Origin of the sequence: Brevibacterium sp. VCM10 (assembly GCF_000583215.1) — a bacterium.
Lineage (GTDB): Bacteria > Actinomycetota > Actinomycetes > Actinomycetales > Brevibacteriaceae > Brevibacterium > Brevibacterium linens.
The window spans coordinates 17947-34121 of sequence record NZ_JAJB01000046.1; the positions used below are offsets into that span (position 1 = coordinate 17947).

15 protein-coding genes are annotated in these 16175 nt (G+C 66.0%); 14 read left to right on the forward strand and 1 reads right to left on the reverse strand.

What is annotated here, in order from left to right:
• Positions 1-94 precede the first annotated feature (94 nt).
• Both AD89_RS0113470 and AD89_RS0113475 read left to right on the forward strand, forming a co-directional pair.
• Complete coding sequence (locus AD89_RS0113470; protein WP_025779727.1) at positions 95-2029, forward strand: ATP-binding protein; 1935 nt, start codon at positions 95-97, stop codon at positions 2027-2029.
• Positions 2026-2685: a response regulator gene (locus AD89_RS0113475; RefSeq protein ID WP_231488681.1), complete on the forward strand. Its 660-nt coding sequence runs from the start codon at positions 2026-2028 to the stop codon at positions 2683-2685. The genes AD89_RS0113470 and AD89_RS0113475 overlap by 4 nt, the downstream gene beginning before the upstream one ends.
• Before the next feature lie 106 nt (positions 2686-2791).
• On the opposite strand, the gene AD89_RS0113480 is transcribed toward AD89_RS0113475, so the two are convergent.
• On the reverse strand, positions 2792-4129 hold the full coding sequence (locus AD89_RS0113480) for an MFS transporter (protein ID WP_197021766.1): 1338 nt from the start codon (positions 4127-4129) through the stop codon (positions 2792-2794).
• Between the two features lie 150 nt (positions 4130-4279).
• Here AD89_RS0113480 and AD89_RS0113485 point away from each other — a divergent pair, with 150 nt between their 5' ends.
• The 12 genes from AD89_RS0113485 (at position 4280) to miaA (ending at position 16127) form a co-directional block, all read left to right on the forward strand.
• Positions 4280-4819: an ArsR/SmtB family transcription factor gene (locus tag AD89_RS0113485; protein WP_025779733.1), complete on the forward strand. Its 540-nt coding sequence runs from the start codon at positions 4280-4282 to the stop codon at positions 4817-4819.
• Positions 4820-5307: 488 nt separating this feature from the next.
• Positions 5308-8097 carry an FtsK/SpoIIIE family DNA translocase gene (locus tag AD89_RS0113490; protein WP_025779735.1) on the forward strand — a complete coding sequence of 930 codons (2790 nt, stop codon included), beginning with the start codon at positions 5308-5310 and terminating at the stop codon, positions 8095-8097.
• A 125-nt stretch (positions 8098-8222) separates the two neighbouring features.
• Entirely contained in the window at positions 8223-8963 is a 741-nt protein-coding gene (gene pgsA / locus AD89_RS0113495) for a CDP-diacylglycerol--glycerol-3-phosphate 3-phosphatidyltransferase (protein WP_025779737.1), read from the forward strand.
• Complete coding sequence (locus AD89_RS0113500; protein WP_025779739.1) at positions 8956-9498, forward strand: CinA family protein; 543 nt, start codon at positions 8956-8958, stop codon at positions 9496-9498. Before pgsA ends, AD89_RS0113500 begins: the two co-directional genes overlap by 8 nt.
• Positions 9499-9675: 177 nt before the next feature.
• A complete protein-coding gene (locus AD89_RS0113505; protein WP_025779741.1) occupies positions 9676-10005 on the forward strand; it encodes a helix-turn-helix domain-containing protein in 330 nt (109 codons plus the stop codon).
• Positions 10005-10232 carry a DUF3046 domain-containing protein gene (locus tag AD89_RS0113510; RefSeq protein WP_025779743.1) on the forward strand — a complete coding sequence of 76 codons (228 nt, stop codon included), beginning with the start codon at positions 10005-10007 and terminating at the stop codon, positions 10230-10232. Before AD89_RS0113505 ends, AD89_RS0113510 begins: the two co-directional genes overlap by 1 nt.
• Positions 10233-10295: 63 nt before the next feature.
• Positions 10296-10703: a VOC family protein gene (locus AD89_RS0113515; protein ID WP_025779745.1), complete on the forward strand. Its 408-nt coding sequence runs from the start codon at positions 10296-10298 to the stop codon at positions 10701-10703.
• A gap of 191 nt (positions 10704-10894) precedes the next feature.
• The gene (gene recA / locus AD89_RS0113520) at positions 10895-11986 is read left to right on the forward strand and encodes a recombinase RecA (protein WP_025779746.1); all 1092 of its coding nucleotides are present in this window, start codon (positions 10895-10897) and stop codon (positions 11984-11986) included.
• Positions 11967-13001, forward strand: coding sequence for a regulatory protein RecX (locus AD89_RS20395; protein WP_025779748.1), 1035 nt, complete (start codon positions 11967-11969; stop codon positions 12999-13001). The genes recA and AD89_RS20395 overlap by 20 nt, the downstream gene beginning before the upstream one ends.
• A gap of 35 nt (positions 13002-13036) precedes the next feature.
• On the forward strand, positions 13037-14533 hold the full coding sequence (gene miaB / locus AD89_RS0113530) for a tRNA (N6-isopentenyl adenosine(37)-C2)-methylthiotransferase MiaB (protein WP_025779749.1): 1497 nt from the start codon (positions 13037-13039) through the stop codon (positions 14531-14533).
• A 1-nt stretch (position 14534) separates the two neighbouring features.
• Positions 14535-15200 (forward strand): hypothetical protein, encoded by a 666-nt coding sequence (locus tag AD89_RS0113535; RefSeq protein ID WP_025779751.1) that lies wholly within the window; start codon positions 14535-14537, stop codon positions 15198-15200.
• 6 nt (positions 15201-15206) lie between these two features.
• On the forward strand, positions 15207-16127 hold the full coding sequence (gene miaA, locus AD89_RS0113540; protein WP_025779752.1) for a tRNA (adenosine(37)-N6)-dimethylallyltransferase MiaA: 921 nt from the start codon (positions 15207-15209) through the stop codon (positions 16125-16127).
• Positions 16128-16175 lie beyond the last annotated feature (48 nt).

Below are 16175 nucleotides of genomic sequence, written 5' to 3' on the forward strand. Positions count from 1 at the left end.
AGGTCACGTGCTCCGCGCGTTTGTGTGCACTGATGGCGTTGAGATCGTTGAGTGCCTTTTGCGCATTGCGCTCATCCGCGGCTACGCTGAGCGCGTGCCCCGGCCCCATCGTTCGTTCTCCCGTCGTGTGCTGATCTCTCAGCTCGCGCTCGTCATCGTGATCCTCGCCCTGGTCACCGGCGTGTTCGCGTGGATGGGGGCGCGCACCGTCACCGAGGTGACCGAGACGAAGGCGCTGGCCACCGCCCGCACGCTGGCGGTCGATCCGGACGTCCGAGCCGCCGCCACGCAGGCTTCGGCCGAACACGCCGACGAACCCGATGAACAGCTCGTGACCTCCATGCTTAAGATCACCGATGATCTGCGCGACCGGTCGGGCATCACCTTCGCCGTCATCACCGACGACCGCGGCATCCGACTCACCCACCCCGACAGGTCGAAGATCGGGCACAAGGTCTCGACGTCTCCGGACGAGGCGCTGGCCGGACGCGAGAACGTCTCCCACGAATCCGGAACCCTGGGCGAGACGGTACGGGCGAAGGTCCCGATCTATTCGAGCGAGGACGGAAAGACCGTCGTCGGTGAGGTCTCTGTCGGCATCTTCGCCTCCGTGCTCGATGCCGACGTCCGCCGCGAACTCATTCTGCTCGGCACCGTTGCGGTGCTCGCCCTGGCACTCGGCGGGGTCATATCGGTCATGCTCGGGCGCCGGCTGCGCAGGGAGACGCTCGGCGTCGGACCCGAAGAGCTCGCCGAGATGGCCCGCGACCAAGGGGCCGTGCTCCACGGCCTCGACGACGGAGTGCTCGGCTTCGACACGAACGGGAAACTCACCCTGAGCAATTCGAATGCGAAGGAGCTGCTCGGGGCCGCCTCGGTGAAGCACGTCGACCATGCGGACGGCACGGTGGACGCGAACGGGGCAGCCGCCTCGGCGGGGGATTCCGACTGCGAACTGGCCGCCGTCTCCGACGAGGAACTCGTCAATGTGCCCGACGAGATCACCGCGCTCATGGCCGACGCCCCGGCGGACGGAGCCCTGCGGCGGCGGATCACAATCGGCGACCGGATCCTGCTGGCCACAGCCGTGCGGGTCCAGCGCGACGGGGTCTCCGTCGGCGGGGTCGTGACCGTCCGCGACGAGACCCAGATGCTCACGATGGCCCGCCAGCTCGAATCCGTCACCGCCATGGCTCGGGCCCTGCGCACCCAGCGGCACGAGTTCGCCAACCGGCTGCATACCGTGCTCGGACTCGTCGATACGGGTGCCACTGATGAGGCCCACACCTACCTGTCCTCCCTCCTGGGAACCGGGCCGATCACGACACCGGTCGAGGACATCGACCTCATCTCCGACCCGTACCTGCGGGCCGTCCTCGAAGCGAAGGGGACGACCGCCGCCGAGGCGGGAGTGACCCTGGCCGTGACCCCGGACTCCCTGGCCGTCGGCGCGGTCCGCGACCCGGAAGCGGTCACGCTCATCCTCGGCAACCTCATCGACAACGCCGTGCGCGCGGCCGTGGCGGGGCAGCGCTACGCCGTGGACGGGGGCCGGGTCGAAGTAGAAGTGCTCAGCTCCGGGACGGAACTGCACGCGGTCGTCACGGACACCGGCGACGGGATCGACGACGAGGTGGCGGGACGGATCTTCGACGAGGGATTCACAACCTCGACGGCCGCCTCGGCGCCGGATTTCGGGATCGGACTGACCACCGGAACCGGCACCGGGGACGGTCACGGACTCGGCATCGGACTCGCGCTCTGCCGCCGGGTCGCGCAGAAGGGCGGGGGAGAGGTGTGGCTCATCGACGGACACGATCCGGACCTCGGCGGGGCGAGCTTCGGCGTACGCCTGCCCGATGCGCTCGACGATCCTGACGGCGCGGGCGACGACGGCGACGACGGCGATGCGGTCGCTGACGGCGCGGGCGACCTGACAGCGGCAGGCTGCGCGGGCGGCGCGGTCGCTGACGGCGCGGGCGATGTGACGGTCGCCGACGACGATTTCCCAACTGGTGAGGAGAGATGATGGTCAACGTTCTCGTGCTCGATGACGACTTCTTCGTCGGGCAGATCCATGCCCGCTATGTCGACGAGGTGCCCGGCTTCAAGGCGCTCGAACCCGTCCGCGACCTGAAGGCAGCGCGCGAGATCATCGCCGAGCACGACGTCGACCTGCTTCTCGTCGACTATGTGCTGCCCGAGGGCACCGGTGTCGACCTCATCCGCGAGACCGATATCGATGCGATCGTGCTCTCGGCGGTCACGGATCCGCAGGTGGTCCGCTCGTCGCTGCGGGCCGGCGCGATGACGTACATCGTCAAGCCCTTCGCGGCCGAGGTGCTGCAGAACTTCCTGCGCCGCTACGCGAGGTTCCTCCGCTATTGGGAGCGGGAGAAGGTCGGTCAGGCCGACCTCGAGCGGCAGCTGCGCAACCTCCATGATGCCGCGGCCGTCGGGGGAACCGGAGCGAGCCCGGCGGGATCGTCGACGACGACGCGGATCCTCGCCGCACTCGAGGAGGCGAGCGGTCCGATGACGGCACTCGAGGTCGCCGAGGCGGTCGGTGCCTCACGTGCCACCGCGCAGCGGCATCTGGCGAAGCTCGCCGAAGCCCGCACGATCACGGTGTCCCTGCAGTACGGATCGACGGGACGGCCCGAGCACCTCTACGCGACCCGCTGAGGTGGGGCACATCTCGCTGACAACTTGGTGAACCTGCAACAGCCTGGTGCAGGGACCGAGCTGATGCACGTTCACCAAGCTGTCGATTCGCAACGCTCCTTCGCCATCACTCTCGATCGGCGGTTGCGCTGCTGCCGAGCAGATCGAGTTCGCGGGGGAGTGCGCGCATCCGCACGAGCGGGGAGGCGAGTACCGGCAGTGAGCCGAGCAGCGCACAGGCCGCCAAAATCCACATCGCCGTCGTCACCCCGAGCCAGTCGCCGAGGATGCCGGCGAGGAAAGCGCCGAGCGGCATCGGCCCCCATACGAGGAAGCGGATCGAGGCATTCATGCGGCCCAGCAGCGGCTTCGGGCACAGGCGCTGACGGAAGCTCACCTGCGCAATGTTGTAGACGACGACCGCCCAGGTCACAAGGAACCAGCTGATCAGCAGGGTCGGCAGTGCCGGCAGGACGGCGGCGAGCGGAACACCGAGGAAGCAGAGGCCGCCGATCAGCGCGGACAGGGCGATGCTCGATCCTTCGCCGAGGACCTTCTGCACCCATGCGGCAGAGAGCGCACCGAGGATGCCGCCGGCCGAGGCGACGGACATGATGATGCCGAGCTCGACCTGGTGGAGTCCCAGCGTGGTGAGGGCGTACAGCACGAAGAGAGCGAAGATGCCCGACGACGCGAAGTTCGTCAGACCTGTGCACGCGGTGATCCGGCGCAGCAGCGGGTGGCCGATGACGAAAGCGAGTCCCTCGCGGATCTCGGCGACGAGTCCGGCCCGCACCTCGGCCGGCCGTGGGGTTTCGCGGTGTCGGATGAGCCCGACGAGGATGCTGGACAGTCCCATGCAGATGCTCGTCAGTCCCACGGTGAGCGGGGCCCCGATCGCGGTGACCAGTCCGGAGGCAAGCGTAGGGCCTGCGACTCCGGCAGTCTGCTGGCTGGCTTGGAGCTTGCCGTTGCCGTCGGAGATCGCATCGCTGTCGACGAGCTCGGGCAGATAGGACTGATTGGCGATGTCGAAGAAGACACTGACGATTCCGACTCCGGCCGCGACGAGGTAGAGCTGGACCATGCTCAGGGCGCCGACCATCCAGGTCACCGGGATGGTCAGGAGGATGGCGGCGCGGATGATGTCGCCGGAGACGATGACAAGTCTCTTCGGCAGACGGTCGACCCAGGCCCCGGCGGGCAGGCTGATGAGCAGGAACGCCGCAGATTCCAGGGCTGCGAGCACTCCCATTTCGAAGGCGTCGGCGTGGAGGATCTGCACGGCGATGAGGGGCAGGGCGAAGAGGACGAGCTCGGATCCGAACACAGAGACCGTGTCGCCTGCCCACAGCTTCATGAAATCGCGGTGTCTCCACAGCGAGACGTGTTTCGGCCGCTGCGATGAAGCGGGACCGTGCTGCTGTTGTGGTTTGCTCGACGGCGGTTGGTCGGATGTGGCCATGGCTCTTCCTCGAGACGGCGGGCGGATGATCAGTGATTGAGCGTCAGTGATTGAGGGTTGTCAATCAGTAATGCTCCACGAGCGATTGAGGGAAGTCAATCACTTTGGGAGATTGATTGACTTCTCCCGATCACTCGCTAGCGTTGAGGCATGAACGATGACACACCCGCCGCGGCCTCCCTCGCCCGAGCAGTCGAGCGCCGGGACGCCACCGAGGCCGAGGCCAAAACGCTGGCCTCGAGTATTCGCATCCGAATCCTGCGGCTGTGCCTGGACGAAGCCCTGAGCAATCGTGAGATCGCCGAGGCGACCGGCCTCAATCCCGCGACCTCGCTCCACCACGTGCGGATGCTCGCCGACACCGGCTTCCTCGAAGCGCAGGAGGCGCGGCGGGGCAAGCGCGGGTCCAGAGAGATCCCGTACCTCGCTACGGGCAAAAGCTGGTTCCTCAACACCGGCGATATGACGACCGAAATGCTCGAGGCCTTCACCGCCGAGTTCACCGCCGCACCCTATGAGGAGCGGACGATGGGGCGGATGGCCGCGATGCTCACCGCGGATGAGGTCGAGGAATTCCGGTCGCGGATCGATGAGCTGTTCGAAGAGTTCCGCAGTCGGCGCAAGAAGGACGGCGCCACCCAGTGGGGTCTGTTCATCGCCATGCATCCGAGCGATTCGCATGCCAGCTGACGGCGCCGAGTAATCGGAAGCCGATTTCGTACTCAGCCAGACGCTGCGCCGAGAAACGGGTGAAGCGTCGAGAAACGCATGTGCACACCCGTTTCTCGACACGCAGCCCGTTTTTCGGCGAGATATGCGGCCTGGCGTGGGCGTTCACTCCGCATGGTGTCGAATGCACCACTTCCAGCCTGCCAGCCAGCACTCCGCTGCCTTGCTCAACCTTCTTACCGGCACCCAGGCTGACATCGCATTTCGCCTCCCACCGCCCGTCCTCCGAAGCCCCCGCGGACCGCCGCGCCACACGCCGAAACCTGCGGATTTGCTGGGCAGGAGCCAGGTATCGTCCTAAGATGAGAGACATGGCGACCAGAACGACTTCCCCCGCTTCTGGTTCCGGGAAACGCACAGCGCGCAAAAACGCTGGTCGGTCCGGTCAAGCGGGGACCGAAGAACCCGGGACAAACGTTGTCACCGGTGCATGGAGGGGAGTGGCCCACATGGCCGGAAACCGTGCGCGAAAGACTCTCAGCGACGAACCGACCGATCAATCACCGACGAAGCGGGACGGTACAGCCTTCTTCCTCATCGGACTCTCGATCATCATCGCCGCCTTCGAATGGTGGAACATCCCCGGCGCGATGAGCGACGCCGTCCGCGGAATCGTCGAAGGCACCTTCGGCCGGGTGGCACTCGCCCTGCCGGTGGTCTTCACCTGCTATGCGATCCGCCTGTTCCTGCGCGGCGACGACAACCGCGGCAACAACCGCATCCTCATCGGGATGATCTTCGGTCTGCTCGCCGCCTCGGGGCTGGCCCATATCGCCGCCGGCAACCCGACCTTCACGAACTCTCGCGAAGCCATGGCCAACGGGGGAGGCGCGCTCGGATTCGTCGTGTCCTCGCCGCTGGTCATCGCGACGACCGTCTACGTCGCCGTGCCGCTGCTCGTCCTCCTCGGGCTGTTCTCCCTGCTCGTGGTCACCGCAACGCCGGTGCGTGCGATTCCCCGCCGACTCACCGACCTGTACTACCGACTCACCGGCGGTGCCCGACCCGCAACCGACGCCGAGGCGGCCGAGACCAAACAGTCCGACCTCGTTGCCGAGAACGGCCGCACCTCCGACCTCAAACCCGTGATGGGCGCCAAGCGCCGCAGTCGCAAGAAGAAGACCGAGATCCCGGATGCCGACTCGGATGCCGCCGACGACGACACCGCCACGAAGGCCTACGACAAGGCGTACATCCACGAGAACGACGTCAGCGACGAAGAGGCCGACACCACCCGGATCGAGACCAGCCCGGAGCCGAAGCTCAAGCCCGGCCAGCGCCGCCCCACCAAGGCCGAACGCGAGATGGCCGAGCTGAAGAAGACCATCGGGATGGACGACGACGCCGCGAACCAGGCGAAGAAGTCCGAGCCCGCTGCCGCCTCGGCGCCGGTGCCGATCACGAACGCACCCGCACCTCCGCCTACGGAGCAGCTGCCCGAACGCGTCGAGCAGCTCACCCTGGCCGGCGACGTCACCTACACCCTGCCCGCCTCCGACAACCTCCAGCCCGGACCTCCCGCGAAGGAACGCTCCGAGGCCAACGACCGTGTCGTCGAAGCTTTGCGCGATGTGCTCGAGCAGTTCAAGATCGACGCCGAGGTCACCGGCTTCTCCCGCGGACCGACAGTCACCCGCTACGAGGTGGAGCTCGGCGCCGGCACGAAGGTCGAGAAGGTCACGGCGCTGTCGAAGAACATCGCCTACGCCGTGGCCAGCGCCGATGTCCGCATCCTCTCGCCGATCCCCGGCAAGAAGGCCATCGGCATCGAGATCCCGAACACCGACCGCGAGAACGTCGCCCTCGGCGACGTGCTGCGCTCGAAGGCCGCCCGCAAGACCGACCACCCCATGGTCATGGGCGTGGGCAAGGACGTCGAAGGCGGATTCGTCGTCGCCGATCTGTCGAAGATGCCCCACCTGCTCGTCGCCGGTGCCACCGGTGCCGGTAAGTCGAGCTTCGTCAACTCCATGATCACCTCGATCATGATGCGCGCGACCCCCGACGAGGTCCGCATGATCCTCGTCGACCCCAAGCGCGTCGAGCTGACGATCTACGAAGGCATCCCGCACCTGATCACCCCGATCATCACGAATCCGAAGAAGGCCGCCGAGGCACTCGAATGGGTCGTGCGCGAAATGGACGCCCGCTACGACGACCTCGCGCACTACGGCTTCAAACACGTCAAGGAGTTCAACAAAGCCGTTCGCGAAGGTCGGATCCACCCGCCCGCCGGCTCCGAACGCGTCCTCCAGCCCTACCCGTACCTGCTGGTCGTCGTCGACGAGCTCGCCGACCTCATGATGGTCGCCCCGCGCGACGTCGAAGCCTCGATCCAGCGCATCACGCAGCTGGCCCGTGCCGCCGGCATCCACCTGATCCTCGCCACGCAGCGACCCAGCGTCGACGTCGTCACCGGCCTCATCAAGGCCAATGTGCCCTCACGTCTGGCGTTCGCGACCTCATCGCTGGCCGACTCGCGAGTCGTGCTCGACCAGCCCGGCGCGGAGAAGCTCATCGGACAGGGTGACGCGCTGTTCCTGCCGATGGGTGCGGCCAAACCGATGCGCGTCCAGGGAGCCTGGGTCAACGAGTCCGAGATCGAGAAGGTCGTCGAGCACGTCAAGAGCCAGCTGACCCCGAACTACCGCGAAGACGTGGCCGTCGAAGCACCGAAGAAGCAGATCGACGAGGACATCGGAGACGACCTCGAACTGCTGCTCCAGGCGATCGAACAGGTCGTGACCACGCAGTTCGGATCGACCTCGATGCTCCAGCGCAAGCTGCGCGTCGGCTTCGCCAAGGCCGGTCGCCTCATGGACCTCATGGAGTCCCGCGGCATCGTCGGACCCTCCGAGGGATCGAAGGCCCGCGATGTGCTCGTGCGCCCCGACGATCTGCCCGGCACCCTGGCCATCATGAAGGGCGAGACCCCGCCCGACGGTGATTCGTCCGGCGCGGCGGCCGACGCCCCGACCGACGGGGGCCAGGGCCACGGCCACACCGGGCAGTCCGGATCCGGGCACGCGTCGGCGGCCGGGGACTACGACGAGGAGTTCGACGACGACTACGGGAACACCTCCCACGGCTCGGCGTCGTCCAGCTCAGCATCGTCCGACCGATACGCGAACGGAGTCGGCCATGCCGGCGACCTCACCGTCGGCGACGTCGACCCGGAGACCGGGCTCGAGGTCGTCGAAGCTGCAGGAGAGGACGCCTGGCAGCTCACCGGCCGCTGATCCGATCCGAACCCCACCCCTCGCCGAGGCGGCTCACCGTTGCGACGGTGCGCCGCCTCGGCGATTGTCGTCGTGAATCCCATGGTTGGAATGATCTGCTCAGCTCACTCCGATAGGCTGGATGCGTGAACGATCGAGTCGAGGCCGGAGCCTCCCAGCAGCCCGCAGCGGAACCGAGTCCGTGGAACATTCCGAACGCACTCACGGTGCTGCGCATCATCATGGTGCCCCTGTTCCTCGTGCTCCTGCTGACCGACGGCGGCAACGATGTGACCCTGCGCTGGTGGGCGCTCGTCGTGTTCCTGCTGGCCATGTTCACCGACTTCGTCGACGGCTACCTGGCCAGGCGGAACAACCTCATCACGAACTTCGGCAAGATCGCCGATCCCATCGCTGACAAATCGCTCATGGCAGCCGCACTCATCGGTCTGGCGATCATCGCCGAACTGCCCTGGTGGGTGCCCGTGATCATCCTCGTGCGCGAATTCGGCATCACCGTGCTGCGGTTCTTCATGATCCGCATCGCCGTTATGCCCGCCTCGCGCGGGGGCAAGATCAAGACCGTGCTGCAGACGGCGGCGATCGGGCTGTTCCTGGTGGTCTTCCCGCTCTCGGACGTGGTGCCCTCCGTCGTCTCCGACATCCTCCTCGTCGTCGCCTGGGTCATCATGGCCGCGGCCATCGTCGTCACCATCGTCACTGGAATCGACTATTGCGTGCAGGCGGCGAAGCTGTACAAGGACGCGAAGAACGGCGGGACTGCGCCGAGCGGCGGGAATGCGCCGAGCGGCGGGAATGCGCCGAGCGGCGAGGATGGGCCGAGCGCCTGGGACACGCAGACCGGCGGGGACACACAGCGTGGCTGAGTCCGAGCTGACGGCGACCGCGCGTCGCATCATCTCCACCTGCTCTCAGCTGGGGATCTCACTGGCGTCGGCGGAATCGCTGACCGGGGGACGCTTCGTCGCCTCGCTCGTCGACGTGCCGGGCGCGTCGGCCGTGGTGCGCGGCGGACTGGTCACCTACGCCACCGACCTCAAGGCGAGCCTGGCCGGAGTGAATGCCGACCACCTCGAGGAGACCGGACCGATCGACCCGGTCGTCGCCGCGCAGATGGCCGTCGGCACGGCCGTGCAGTGCGTCGCCGATATCGGGATCTCCTGCACCGGGGTCGCCGGTCCCGATCCGCAGGACGACAAGCCCGTCGGACTCGTCTACACCGCGATCGCCTTCGGCGGGAAGGCGAAGGTCTTCGAACACGAGTTCACCGGTGACCGCGACGCCATCCGCAGCCAGACGGTGGAGGCGATGGCGGTCAACCTCGACGAATTCGTGCGCGAACTCGCCTTCGGACCGGAAGCCGGGCAGGCGACAGCCGATCGTGAGTCCGTCGCGGAATAACTCCGACCGCTGTGGGGTTGACCGGGTGATGACCATCGGACGAAAATTCTCCAAAGTCTTCGAATGGACTGGCAAATCCATCCGCTCGGGGCACCAGGTTGGTGCTGTGTCACGGCCAGGTTGTAAGGTTGTTGGAACTACATTGACGGGACGCGCTGACAAAGGGAGGGCCGCGTTATGTTACTGAGAGTCGAAATCGGCGACGCACTACGTTCCGCCCGCCGTCGTCAAGGACGCACCCTTCGCGATGTCTCGACCGGGGCCAGCGTGTCGCTGGGCTACCTCAGCGAGATCGAGCGCGGACAGAAGGAAGCCTCCTCGGAGCTGCTGTCGGCGATCTGTGAAGCACTCGAGCTGCCGCTGTCGGCACTGCTGTCGTCCGTGTCCGATCGCTTCGCGCTCGAAGAGGGCGTGCAGATCCCCGACACCATTCCGCAGGAGCTCTCGGACAAGATCCTCGGTCACCCCGAGGGATACTCGTCTCCGCGCCTGGCTGCCAAGCCCTGATGCGGCACACGCTCTACTGGATCCTCATGAACGAGGAGTTCGGTGAGGCTCGTGCCGCCTCCCTGCACACCGACCTCACGCTGAGCTCATTGGGTTCACGAACCGCGGCGCAGGCATTCGAAGCCGGTGTCGAACCTCGCGATATCTGGATCGCCGTGTGCGACTCCATGGGCGTTCCCGAATCCCGACGTCTGGGCAAGGAGAAGCCGCGCTCGACTCCGTTCTGATGTCTCGCAGCTGCGCGAAACCTTCTCTGTCGGCGCGGTGTCGGCCGAGTGTAGACTGACCGCATGAATCAGGCCGTCCCGTTCATCACCTTCCAGCCCAGCCGCGGCCAGAGCGCCGCCGAAGCCATGGACACCTATGTCGAACTCTTCGCCGACGGGCGAGTGATCCTCGACAATCGCTACGGTCCCGAGGGGCCGGGTGCCGAGGGCACGGTCATCATGTCCGAGATCGAGATCGCCGGCCAGAGACTGCGGTTGAGCGACAGCTTCGTCGCCCACGAGTGGGACATCACCCCTGGTGTCTCGCTCATGGTCGACTGCGAATCGGCCGAGGAGCTCGAACGCCTCTTCACCGCACTGAGCGCGCAGGGGACTGTGTTCATGCCGCTCGACGACTACGGATTCGGACCGTTCGGCTGGGTCGGCGACCGTTTCGGTCTCACCTGGCAGCTGGGCCTGGCGTCGGCCTAGTTCTCGCAGAGACACGCGACACACCCGAATATATAGAACACCTGTTCCCATGTGGGTTATCCTGGTGAGGAATCACGGGACCTGTGACCATGAGTGGCTGGTTATCCACGGGGGAATCGCTTCCTCTGTCGTTATGTCAGTGCCATCTTCTAGCCTTGGTCTCAAAGGAAAAGCAACGAAGAGGAGACGTCATGGCACGTACACCCAAGAACCTTCAGGTTCCCACCGGCGGCGACAAGTCGAAGGCGCTCGAAGCCGCAATGGGCCAGATCGATCGCAACTACGGCAAGGGCGCGATCATGCGCCTCGGCGACGGTGTGCGTGAGCCCATCGCCTCCATCCCGACCGGTTCTGTCGCTCTCGACATCGCTCTGGGCATCGGCGGTCTGCCGCGCGGTCGCGTCGTCGAGATCTACGGTCCGGAATCCTCCGGTAAGACCACCGTGGCTCTCCACGCCGTGGCGAATGCACAGAAGGCCGGCGGAATTGCCGGGTTCATCGATGCTGAGCACGCACTGGACCCCGAGTATGCGAAGAAGCTCGGCGTCGACACCGATCAGCTCCTCGTGTCCCAGCCGGACACCGGTGAGCAGGCTCTCGAGATCGCCGATATGCTCATCCGCTCCGGTGCGCTGGACATCATCGTCATCGACTCCGTCGCAGCCCTGGTGCCCAAGGCCGAGATCGAAGGCGAGATGGGAGACAGCCACGTCGGTCTGCAGGCTCGTCTGATGTCGCAGGCTCTGCGGAAGATCACCGGTGCCCTGGCCCAGTCGAAGACCACCGCGATCTTCATCAACCAGCTGCGTGAGAAGGTCGGCGTCTTCTTCGGTTCCCCGGAGACCACCTCGGGCGGTAAGGCCCTGAAGTTCTACGCCTCCGTGCGCATCGACGTCCGCCGCATCGAGACCCTCAAGGAAGGTCAGGACGCGGTCGGCAACCGAACCCGTGCGAAGATCGTGAAGAACAAGGTCGCTCCGCCGTTCAAGCAGGCCGAGTTCGACATCCTCTACGGCCACGGCATCTCCCGCGAAGGCAGCCTCATCGATATGGGAGTCGACAACGGCATCGTGCGCAAGTCCGGTTCCTGGTTCACCTACGACGGCGATCAGCTGGGTCAGGGCAAGGAGAACGTCCGCAACTTCCTCCGCGACAACCCGGGCCTGGCCGAAGAGATCGAGCTGAAGATCAAACACAAGCTGGGTCTCATCCAGGTCGACGAACCCGAGGACGGCGCCGAGGCGGCCGGAGAAGCTCAGACGGATGACGTCGAAGTCTCCTGACGCCTCGTCGAATGACGACGAATACAGCGGCCACGGGCCCTCCGCGGCGACCGATACGGTCGGTGCGGGGGACTTCGGCCGGAACGACTCGTCCCAGACCGAGACGCTCTCGCAGCTGCGCAGCGCGATCTCGGAGATCGACCAGCGTCATGCCGAAGGGGAGGCCGGATTCTTCGCCGGTCTCTCCGGCCTCGACGACGGTGATGTCACCGGCGGCAACGGTCGTACCGGCAGCCGAAAGAGTTCCGGGTCGCGTTCCAGTGCTGGCTCGGGAAAACGGTCGGGGAAATCTGCACGAACGGCATCGAAAGCCGGCTCGACTGCCGGTTCGAAGCGGAAGAAGAACTCGAGCGGCTGGAAGCGACAGCAGCAGGAACCGGACAACGGGTGGGTCGAGGGCGGTACCGACTCGACTCCGGACTTCATCGACGTCCCTGATTTCCTTGCCGCCGAGAATGATGGTCCAGATTTCCTTGATGGCAGCGACGGTCCGCCCGATTTCGCTTCCGGTCCCGGGCTGAGCTTCGATGACGACGAGGACGAGGCGCCCGACTTCGATGCGGACTACGCCCAGGCGAAGAAGACGGCCATGAACATGCTCGCCATGCGCGATCACTCCAGCGATGAACTGCGCAAGAAGCTGCTCAGACGCGACCTCATGCCCGAAGCGATCGATGTCCTCATCGAAAAATTGCAGAACTCGCGGCTGCTCAACGACGAAGAATTCGCGCACCGGTTCGCACGGGCACAGCGAGAGAACCGGAAACTCTCCCGGTCCGTGCTCAAACGCGAACTGAGCAAGAAGGGCATCAGCCCCGAACTGGCCGCCGACGCGGTCGCCGACATCGACGGCGAGGAAGAGCTCGCCCGCGAAGTCGCCGAGAAGAAGGCCGCCTCCACACGGCGCCTCGACTATGCGGTGCGGGAGCGTCGGATCCTCGGCATGCTCGCCCGCCGCGGCTTCCCCTCGGCGATCTGCATCAAGGTCACACGAGACGTGCTCGCCGACGACTGAAACGGCACCCGGGGAACAGCTAGAATAGGTGCGCCATGACTGAACTGATTGAATCCCCGACGACATCCGGCACCACCCCTCGCAGCTACGAGGTCAAGACCTACGGATGTCAGATGAACGTGCACGACTCCGAGCGTCTGTCCGGACTTCTCGACGACGCCGGCTACGTTCAGGCGAACACCGACGACCAGGCCGACGTCGTCGTCTTCAACACCTGCGCCGTCCGCGAAAACGCCGACAATCGCCTCTACGGCAACCTCGGCCAGCTCGCGAAGGTCAAGGAGAACCATCCCGGTCTCCAGATCGCCGTCGGCGGATGCATGGCACAGAAGGACCGCGACACGATCGTGAAGAAGGCCCCCTGGGTCGACGTGGTCTTCGGCACCCACAACATGGGTTCCCTGCCGGCTCTGCTCGAACGCGCCCGCCACAACGAGGAAGCGCAGGTCGAGATCCTCGAAAGCCTCGACGTCTTCCCCTCGACGCTGCCCAGCCGGCGCGAATCCCAGCACTCCGGGTGGGTGTCGATCTCGGTCGGCTGCAACAACACCTGCACCTTCTGCATCGTGCCCAGCCTGCGCGGCAAGGAGAAAGACCGTCGTCCCGGCGACATCCTCGCCGAAGTCGAAGCACTCGTCGCCGACGGAGTCGTCGAAGTCACCCTGCTCGGCCAGAACGTCAACTCCTACGGTGCCGAATTCCGCGACAAGGGCGCATTCGCGAAACTGCTGCGCGCCGTCGGCAACGTCGACGGGATCGAACGGGTCCGCTTCACCAGCCCGCACCCGGCGGCCTTCTCCGACGATGTCATCGACGCAATGGCAGAGACCCCGACCGTCATGCCGCAGCTGCACATGCCGCTGCAGTCCGGTTCGGACACGATCCTCAAATCCATGCGGCGGTCCTACCGGACCAAGCGGTTCATGAACATCCTCGATACCGTGCGCGAACGCATCCCGCACGCGGCCATCACCACCGACATCATCGTCGGTTTCCCGGGAGAGACCGAAGAGGACTTCCAGGGCACGATGGACATCGTCCGCCGTGCTCGGTTTTCCCAGGCCTTCACCTTCCAGTACTCCATCCGCCCCGGCACACCCGCGGCGACGATGGACAACCAGGTGCCGAAGGACGTGGTGCAGGAGCGATTCGAACGCCTCACCGCACTCCAGGACGAGATCGCCTGGGACGAGAACAAAGCCCAGATCGGCCGCGAGGTCGAGGTGCTCGTGACCAAGCTGCCCCACGCCGATTCCCCCAGGCTGAGCGGTCGGGCCGAAGACAATCGCCTCGTCCACGTGGGAATCCCCGAGGGTGCACAGATGCCGCGGCCCGGTGACTTCGTCACCGCCACCGTCACCGAAGCGAAGCCCTACTTCCTCCTCGCCGATTCCGGATTCTCCGTGCGCCCGTCCCGCGCCGGTGATGCCTACGACCGGGCACAGGCCGACAGCTGCGGTGCACCGAGCCCCGGCCAGGGCTCGGCCAGCGCGACGAACCTCGGCATGCCGACCATCCGCACCCGCGGCTGAGATGGGCGTCTTTGCCGTCATCCCGGCAGCCCCCGTGCTGCTCGAGAACATCGACCGCAGCGAAACCACTCGCATGGTCGAACTGCGGACTGCGCTCCACAACACCGTGAGGTCGCAGTCCGACTGGGCGCTGCCCATCGAGACGCTGCCGCCCGTGGCCGGGCTCGGCGGTTGGGGGATCGACCGTGGAGTCGATACTCGCACGGGTCGATTTTTGGCCGGAGCCGACTGGGTCGACACCGTTGCGTCCCTGACGACGGACGAACGCAGACTCGCCGAGGCGGCCGACCCGGCCATCATCGTCGCAATCCTTCACGCTCACGCCGCTGGCGTCGGCATCGGCCGGCTCGGATCGAGCGAGAATCTTCTGCTGCCCATCGACCTCTCGGGTGCCGCGACAGAGGACGCGCCCTTGGCCCCGATCGACGGTGCCGCGGACTTCGATGACGCAGTCGTGGAGACACTCACCTCCGGGCCCACGCTCGACACCGCAAGACTGGTCGATCTCTGTGAGCGGGCGGAGACCATGGCCGCGAATCTCAGAGTGCTTGCCGCAGGAATCCGCCACCTCGTCGACCACGGTGCTCATGTGTCGACGCTGGAGCCGGTCATCGACGAACGTGTCCACGAAGTGCGGACACTCGGCGGAACCGGAAGCTGGGCGTGATCGCCGATGGCTGAGGACAACGCGCCGATCATCACCATCGTCGGAGCCACTGCCACCGGGAAATCGGACCTGGCGCTGGATCTGGCGGGCCGCCTCGGCGGGGAGATCATCAACACGGATTCGATGCAGTTCTATCGCGGGATGGACATCGGCACGGCGAAGCTGCCGGTCGATGAGCGGCGGGGGATCGCGCACCATCTCATCGATATTCTCGACGTCACCGAAGAGGCGAACGTTCAGGACTTTCAGGCGCGTGCGCGGGCGGCGATCGCGGACATCCGGGGGCGCGGACTGCGGCCGATCCTCGTCGGCGGGTCCGGGCTCTACGTGCGTGCTGCGGTCGACCATATGGAGTTCCCCGGCACCGACCCTCAGCTGCGTGCCCGCCTCGAGGCCGAGGTCGCCGTCGACCGGTGGGCGCTGCATCAGAAGCTGCGCGAAATCGACCCGAAAGCGGCCGAGAAGATCACCGTCAACGACCAACGACGCATTGCGCGAGCCCTCGAAGTCATCGAACTCACGGGCCGTCCGTTCAGCGCTCAGCTGCCGGACTACCAGGAGATCGAACCGACCATCCACGTGGGTTTGAGCATGGACCGAGCCGTGCTTCACGAGCGCATCGCCGCTCGCGTCGACCTCATGTGGGATCACGGATGGGTCGATGAAGTGATTCGGCTCCTCGACGCCGGACTGGCCGAAGGCAAGACGGCGTCGCGCGCCATCGGGTACGCACAGATCCAGCGGCACCTGGCCGGAGAGCTCACCGCCGCCGAGGCGAAGGACGAGACGACGATCCGCACCCGGCAGTTCGCGCGCCGACAGGACACCTGGTTCCGTCGTGATCCGCGCATCCACTGGATCGACGGCAGCGCCGCCGACGCCGAGCAGAACCTGTCGGCCGCGCTCGACGTGCTGGGCGGGCACTGACGACATAGCGGCCGAGCTCGACATGGCGGCCGCGGTCGACGTCCTGAA